The organism is Anaerobranca gottschalkii DSM 13577 (genome assembly GCF_900111575.1).
GTDB lineage: Bacteria > Bacillota > Proteinivoracia > Proteinivoracales > Proteinivoracaceae > Anaerobranca > Anaerobranca gottschalkii.
Map to the genome: position 1 here is coordinate 1 of NZ_FOIF01000074.1, position 7,484 is coordinate 7,484.

General features: G+C 31.5%; 8 protein-coding genes. All 8 read right to left on the reverse strand.

Translation table 11 applies throughout. The features are described from left to right. On the reverse strand, positions 1-206 hold a 206-nt coding region (locus BMX60_RS12520), incomplete at its 3' end, for a transposase (RefSeq protein ID WP_177159795.1). 602 nt (positions 207-808) lie between these two features. After that, the gene (locus BMX60_RS11045; protein ID WP_091351500.1) at positions 809-1,654 is read right to left on the reverse strand and encodes a pyridoxamine kinase; all 846 of its coding nucleotides are present in this window, start codon (positions 1,652-1,654) and stop codon (positions 809-811) included. A 270-nt stretch (positions 1,655-1,924) separates the two neighbouring features. Beyond that, positions 1,925-3,019, reverse strand: a complete 1,095-nt coding sequence (locus BMX60_RS11050; RefSeq protein WP_091351501.1) for a glycosyltransferase — start codon at positions 3,017-3,019, stop codon at positions 1,925-1,927. Positions 3,020-3,034: 15 nt separating this feature from the next. Continuing rightward, positions 3,035-3,535: a phosphatase PAP2 family protein gene (locus BMX60_RS11055; RefSeq protein WP_091351502.1), complete on the reverse strand. Its 501-nt coding sequence runs from the start codon at positions 3,533-3,535 to the stop codon at positions 3,035-3,037. A gap of 72 nt (positions 3,536-3,607) precedes the next feature. After that, positions 3,608-4,603, reverse strand: a complete 996-nt coding sequence (locus BMX60_RS11060) for a hemolysin family protein (RefSeq protein WP_091351503.1) — start codon at positions 4,601-4,603, stop codon at positions 3,608-3,610. Between the two features lie 110 nt (positions 4,604-4,713). Beyond that, a complete protein-coding gene (locus BMX60_RS11065; RefSeq protein WP_091351504.1) occupies positions 4,714-5,211 on the reverse strand; it encodes an SEC-C metal-binding domain-containing protein in 498 nt (165 codons plus the stop codon). Positions 5,212-5,300: 89 nt separating this feature from the next. Beyond that, positions 5,301-5,996, reverse strand: a complete 696-nt coding sequence (locus tag BMX60_RS11070; RefSeq protein WP_091351505.1) for an RluA family pseudouridine synthase — start codon at positions 5,994-5,996, stop codon at positions 5,301-5,303. Positions 5,997-6,054: 58 nt separating this feature from the next. Continuing rightward, on the reverse strand, positions 6,055-7,443 hold the full coding sequence (locus tag BMX60_RS11075; RefSeq protein ID WP_091351506.1) for a hypothetical protein: 1,389 nt from the start codon (positions 7,441-7,443) through the stop codon (positions 6,055-6,057). Positions 7,444-7,484 lie beyond the last annotated feature (41 nt).

Below are 7,484 nucleotides of genomic sequence, written 5' to 3' on the forward strand. Positions count from 1 at the left end.
ACTAGTATTATTCTTTTATTTTTTGGCATAGCCTCTTTTAATGACTTTAACAAAAGGTGTTGCCATCTTTTCCTCAGCATTTCGTAGTGGAAATATTTTATTGGTTGCCAATGATTATCTTTTCTTATTGCTCCCTCTGTTACTAATACATGTACATAGGGGTTCCATTTAAGATCTCTTCCAAAGGTATGTATTACACATACGATTCCTGAAGTAGGCTGTTGTTTTTTGCACGTTCAGATAAGTAACTTATTATTGTTTTTGCAGCACATTCTGATAATAATTTTAGTAATTCCCTTTCTCTTAAAAATACATCTCTCAATTCAGTAGGTATTGTAAAGACCATGTGCCGATGGGGAACTTCAAATAATTCTTTGCTTAATTTTTCTACCCACTGTTCTGTTGTTTTCCACAAGATGTACAGAAGCGACTCTTACAGGTAAATCATACATATCTGACTTCATTACAAGTCGGACAACAAAATTTACTATATCCTTCACTCATATCTTAACAGCTTAGCATCTTTTTTACTTCTGACAAGACTGTTAGTCTAACTGAGTGTTTTTCTTTAAACTTTCCCCGTTTATCTGCAAATATTTGTTTAATTATTCCTGTAGCCATAAACAACTCACTCCCACTACATAATAACATTTATCCACATACCTAGCAATCTATACTTTCCTAAGCAATAAAAAAACAACTAAATTTGTTTAAATATTTTTTAAATATTTGTAATATTAAATATAATAAAAAGGTATGACTGTAAAATTAAATTGATACCATCCAAACAGCTCCTTTTAACTTTAATTTAAATTAACATATGTAAAAACTTTTCTAATATAATTCCTTCCCGTTTCGGGGTTCCTAATTTATAGGTTTCTTCTACTGCAACTTGTAAAAATAGAGTGGCCCTTTCCATTGCTTTTTCCAAACTGTCACCCTTCATTAAACCACCGGTTAATATACTGGCAAAAACATCCCCGGTGCCGGGATAATGGGATGGGATGTATTTATACCTTATCACCCAAAATTCATCATTGATCTTAGAATAACCTAGATTAGCATTTGTATTTTCATCTAACCTAACTCCAGTTATAACGACATAATCCGGTCCTAAATCTCCTAAACGTCGCAAATAATCCTTTCCTTTATCTAAACTTAATGGATTTTTTGTATATTCTTCTCCTAATAACATACAGGCTTCGGTTAAATTAGGTGTTATTACATCAGCCTTTTTTACTAATCCTTTCATCTTTTCCAGCATTTCTTCATTATAATTGCTGTAAAACTCTCCATTATCAGCCATAACAGGATCTATTACCACTAAAGTTTCAGGATTTCTAAAATCATCAATAAAATCTTCTATAAATCCGAATTGCTCCTTTGAACCAATAAATCCAGTATAAATACAATCAAACTCCATGTTTAAACTTTTCCAGTGGTTAGCATAACTATAAAGGCTATCTGTTAAATCGATAAAGGCCGGTTCACCAAAACCATCTAAATGACTACTTAAAATTGCAGTTGGCAACGGACATACTTGAATACCCATACTAGATATTAAAGGAATAGCTACTGTCAAAGAACATCTACCTACTCCGGACATATCGTGAATCGCTACTACCTTGGGAACCGCTATGTTTTCCCTAACCATTATATCACTCCTTACCCTGTTCCTTCTCCTAAGTTTATAATCCTTCTCTTATCAGAATAGCCTAATTCTCTTGGGATATTCAATAAAAATTTGAGAAATGTTAGGCCGTACCGATACACTTTAAAAAAAATAGCCTAATTTTTTTAGGCTACACCAAAGAAAATAGGAGGCAATTTAGTGAAAAAGTTTTTATAAAAAAACTAGGGTCCCGGAAATGGAGTTGTGAAGCAACTTTATTAAAATTAATAAATTGGGACCCTAGGGGATAAGCTATCCTACTTTAATAAACTTCAACAACTCTTTACTGGCTAAAGTAGGATCTGTGGGAGTAAATAAAGGGTTTCTTAAACTTTGTATATAAAATGGTAATTGAGAATAATCATCTAAATATTTCATTGTAGGATACTTATTTGATAAGTACTGACAATTTCTTTGTTCTTGGCCAGGTATGGGATTTATTAATATTGTTGGCAACCCTAAAGTTAAAGCTTCGGCACAGGTTAATGCCCCCGGCTTTGTAATTAACAAATCACTGGCGCACATATAATCCTGAATATTTTTTACAAAACCTTTGATAGTTATATTATCTAATTTATATTGTTGAACATATTTTTGGAACTTGTCATGTAGTTTTTTATTGATCCCTGTAATTATAATAATTTCCCTTTTGTCATTACCTTCTAATTTAATCAATTGTTCAATCAGTTTAAAATCTATACCTAAACCCCAACCTCCTCCCATTACCAGAACAACTTCTTCTCCTTTAAGCATCAACTTTTCTTTTGCAATATCCTTAGGTAATGGATTCCAAAAATCTGTATCTACTGGGATAGGTACGGGGACTAATTTCTCTGTTAGATTGAAAGGTATTGATTTAATATTAAGTTCACCACTAAAAAAATATTTATCTACAGCAGGATTAAACCAAGCCCAGTGAAAATCATAGTCTGTGATAAATGCTGCTAATTTTCCTTCCCAACCCATCCTTTTTAAATAAGCCATTCCCTGTAGAGGCAATGGATGGGTACAAACAACGATAGTAGAACCTTCTACTGCATCTAACAATAGATCGACATAGGAAGATTTTAACCATTCTTGTAGTTTAAATAGTCCGGCATAGATTTTCCCTAGATCTTTCTCCCTTTGGGATTCATATGTATAACCCCAAAGATTAGGAGAATGGCGCAATATAGAATTATATAGATTACATATATTTTTAAATAAGCGGGGATAACTTTTAAGACCTGGTTCTAAGACAATAGGAGTGAGTTCAACATCTAATTCTTTTAGTCCCTTTGCTAGACTTTCTGCTGCCCTAGTATGACCACTTCCGAAGGGTTCTGATAATAACACTATTTTACCCATAATTTCCCCCCTTATTTAAACTAAGAAAACAATTAAAGCTGTAGTATAACCTATTAGACCTCCAATTATAGTGTCCGTTGGATAATGATGTCCTAAATATATCCTTGAAAAAGAAACTAAAAAGGCCACAGCAAATAAAAAGGGAGTGAGTTTAGGAAAAATTATGGAAAGGGAGGTTGCAATGGAAAAAGATGAACAACTGTGGCCTGAGGGAAATGAGTAGTCTTGTAAAATAGGAGTTATTGTTTTTATATCAATACTAATATATGGTCTAATCCTTCCGACAGTTTTTTTAATAATCCTGACAATCATATGACTAATAAACAAGCTTAGAGATATGCGAATTCCATAATCGATAGATATGGCAATGTAAGCTAGTAATGATAAGCTAATACTAAAAATGGCTCCACCTAAATGGGTAATATTCTTGAAGAATAAGTTAAGAAAGTTGCAATGAAGATGAAAATTGATAAAGTTCAACACTTTTGTGTCACCGGCTATCAATAAATTTTTCATTCTCCCGCCTCCTTCTGATTTTATAATAACAGGGGATTATGAAAGGAATATTATCCCTTTGTAAACTGATTGTTAACTTTTTTCTACAATCTTTCTATCATCTTGTAGATCGTAGATATCACCAACGATTTTTTCCAATAAATCTTCTAAAGTTACCAATCCAAAGGTATTGCCTCTAGAATCTTGGACGATGGCAATATTATTTTTATGTTTCTTTAAGAGCTGCAGGACCTCCGTTACATTAGTATTATGGAGGACAAAGAAGGGCTTTTTAACTAATTTCTCTATATCTACTCTTTTACCCTGGGCCAGTTCAGATAAAAAATCTCTAGCAGAAAGGATCCCTATAATATTGTCTAGATCCCCTCTGTAGATAGGAATTCTGGCAAAGCTGTTATTATTAAATATAGCCTTTATTTCATCTAATGGAGAATCCACCTTAGCACCAACGATTTTATCTTTTTTTACAGCTATTTCACTAATAGGAAGCTGATTGAAATCTAAAATTTTTTTAGCCATATCTTTTTCTATTTTTTCTATATTTCCCTCTTCTTCACTTATATCTAACATCAGTTTAATTTCTTCTTCCGTCAGCCCTTCCTTTTCCCTTTGAAACCCTAAAAATTTAGAAACCAATTTTGGTATTTTCATTAAAAATACACTAAAAGGGTTAAAAATCTTCATTATTATTAAAAGGGATTTCCCTGTATAAAGGGCAAACTTTTCAGGATTTTCTTTGGCTAATGTTTTAGGTAAAATGTCTCCGATTATTAGTACTAACAAAGTAATGGTAAGGGTACTGATGATAATACCCAATTTTGCTCCCCAAATTTCTGTTGCGATTTGGGCTGATATAGTAGCTGCTCCGATGTTGACAAGATTATTGCCAATTAAAATGGAAGCCAAGGCTTTATCATAATTTTGAACTATATATAATGCCTGTTGCCCTTCTTTTCGACCTTTATCCGCCCATTTTTTCAGTTTAATACTGTTTACACTGGCAAAGGATATTTCAACAATTGAAAAATAGGCAGATAAAGAGATTAGTAATATTAGCAGAATAATCAATCTAATCCTCTCCTTTCTTCAATTGGCCATATTATTAGTATAGCTAAAATAAAAATAGATAAACAAAAAGGAGAGTTAAGTTGAATTAACTCTCCTAACCTTTTAGTTTTTTAGTTTAAGCAACATTTTTTATACTTTTTGCCACTACCACAAGGACAAGGTTCATTCCGTCCTACTTTATTTTCATTGATTACCATTTGAGACCTTCTATAGGTTTTGGTAATTTCTTTTCTTTTTTCAGGACTTAAAATATTATCCCACTGTTCTAAGGTGTATAACCACTCAGCTTTAGCTGCTAACATATTGTAATAAAGGGCTTCAAAGTCGATAGATAATTTTATCTGACTATCTTCATTTAAGCTGTCTAAGTCTATTTCCTCAACTAAACTAGAATTGATACCATCTAAAAATCCGACGAAGGTTATTACATCCATTTGAAATTTATCAGCCAGTTCTTTTACAGTGCCTTCTACTACTACATCTTTATTTTCCAATAAATACTCATATACCTTTTGCTCTTTAGGCAAATACTCTCCCCAAAACTCTTTATACTCTTCTTCAGTTCGCTCTATATAAGCAGTTTCTTTCCATTGTTCATATAACGACATTTTTCCCATCCTTTCTTTATCCTAATCCTATAGTTTCCTAAAGTATTATAACAAAAAACTGAAGATAATAACAGAAGTTTTTTCTATAGTTAGACTAAAGAAAATAGGGAAAAAGGATATCCATCGGGAAAATGGTTAAAGGTTACTGTCTTTTTACTTTTGGGATGGGTAAATTGAAGTTTATAAGACCAAAGGGCTATTTGGGTCCAACCTTTCTTTTTAACAAACAAATCATTATATTTATTATCTCCCCAAATCCCCCATCCTCTCTGGGATAGCTGTACCCTTATCTGATGATGTCTACCAGTTTTTAAACTTATTTCCATTAAAGTTAAATTCCCATATTCCTCATCCACAGTTTTGCCTAAAACTTTATATTCCAAAATCCCCTCTTTTGCCCCCTTTGTTTCTCTATCCACTACTTTTGACATATTACTCTTAGATATTTTCAGTAAGTAATCCCTCAATACTCCACTATCATCTTGGGGATTTCCCGTTACTACAACTAAATATTTTTTAACCAATGTTTTATCTTGTAACTGTTTTGATAAAAAGGTATTAGCTTCCTTTGTTTTTGCAAAGACCATCAATCCCCCAACCGGTCGATCTAGCCTATGTACCAGACCGATATAAGGATTTTTTGCCTTAGGGTAATTTTCCTTTAAATGTTGTTGTAATATTGTCACCATATCAAGATCTCCGGTAGGGTCAGGTTGAGAAGGAATTTTCGGTGGTTTTATACAAACTATTAAGTGGGGATCTTCATGTAGTATCTTTAGTTCCATTTATTTTTCATCCATCCTTCCCTATTTTATAGCTATTTTCCATAATCATAGGGTAATTTTAATACTGGGGACCTATTTTATAATTAACCCAATAAAAAGGCAATACTTTTTTCTCTAGAGTTTCTTTATGGAAAGCAACTAATATCTTAATGTTAGCGAAATATTCAAAACCATAAATATAGTCTTTGTCATTTCCTAGAAATTCAAAATCTATATTATACCTAGTTACTTCTTTATTAGTACCAATTTCCTTGACCACATAATAACGGTAAAAATCAAATGTATAAAAACCATAATTTTCACCATCAACAACTATATTACTGTATAAACTTTCTTTGTTTATTTTTATATCTTTTACATAACTATCATCATAATCTATAAATTCCCTTTTTTCAATATCAAAAACTTTCTTTTCTCCTCTTCTGTTAATATAAACCAGCTTTGAATCATCTAGCCAAAGAACCGATGATATTTCATTCCCAAAGGATTGGATAATGTTATAGTTAGAATCTAACAATGCATAATCTCCTTCAAAATTGCTATCTTTATAATTATACCCTAGAAAATAATTATAAGTCCTTTGTTCATTTGAAGGGATATACTGGGTATTAATATCTAGTTTTTCCCCTGTAAAAACATTGTAATAAGATAAATCTCCTACCCTTTCATTTTCAAAGTCTCTTACAATATTAGCTACTTGTAATATTCCATTGTTAATACTAGCTACATTAAAAATTGGTGTTCCATTTACTATTATTTCAATATATTCCCTTATTTCTTGACAATCTTTATCTAAGAATCTATCCAATTCCCTTTGAACCATCTCTTTATTTTCAGGATATTCTAATAACATTAGTAGCTCAATAAGTTCTACAAAAGGATTATCTTTTAACAAAGAGATGTTAAACAAATCTTCTACTAAATTATCCTGTTGCGGTAATGCAATCTTTAGATAGTTAATAACACCATACAAAGTGCTTACAAAACTCATTTTTGAAACTCCTGAATTCCATTGGATACCTTGAGTAAATTCTTCTATCTCTTGAATAAGCTCTTTTATATATTCTTCTCTATCAAAAGAATTTTCTAAATAAAATGGTTGAAATCGTTTATTCAAGAAGATAACTAAAAAAATACTTTGACAATCCCCGTTAGCTAAAGAGTAATTTTCTATAGCTTTATTCTTATCGCCCAAAAAGTAATGATAAGTCAAATAAATTCTATCAATTTCTTCCCTTTCTCCCCTTAAATCCATTGCCCTTTTTATTAAATCTTCATTTTCAAAAAAATAAAATCCATTGAATATAAAATGAGATAAATAATTTCCTTGTTCCTTATTAAAAGTTAGACCCTCTAACTCTATTAGTGGTAATAAAAATTCAGATTTCCACTGATTAACATAAGTCTTTATCAGTTCATCACCTAAATAATCAATTACCCTCTGCACTCCTATTACATTTTTTTTCTTTTATTAATTCACTCAATCTA

Excerpts from the sequence above, each read along its gene's own strand:
- BMX60_RS11045 (WP_091351500.1), bottom strand. The coding sequence starts at position 1,654 with ATGGTTAGGGAAAACATAGCGGTTCCCAAGGTAGTAGCGATTCACGAT.
- BMX60_RS11050 (WP_091351501.1), bottom strand. The coding sequence starts at position 3,019 with ATGGGTAAAATAGTGTTATTATCAGAACCCTTCGGAAGTGGTCATACT.
- BMX60_RS11055 (WP_091351502.1), bottom strand. The coding sequence starts at position 3,535 with ATGAAAAATTTATTGATAGCCGGTGACACAAAAGTGTTGAACTTTATC.
- BMX60_RS11065 (WP_091351504.1), bottom strand. The coding sequence starts at position 5,211 with ATGTCGTTATATGAACAATGGAAAGAAACTGCTTATATAGAGCGAACT.
- BMX60_RS11070 (WP_091351505.1), bottom strand. The coding sequence starts at position 5,996 with ATGGAACTAAAGATACTACATGAAGATCCCCACTTAATAGTTTGTATA.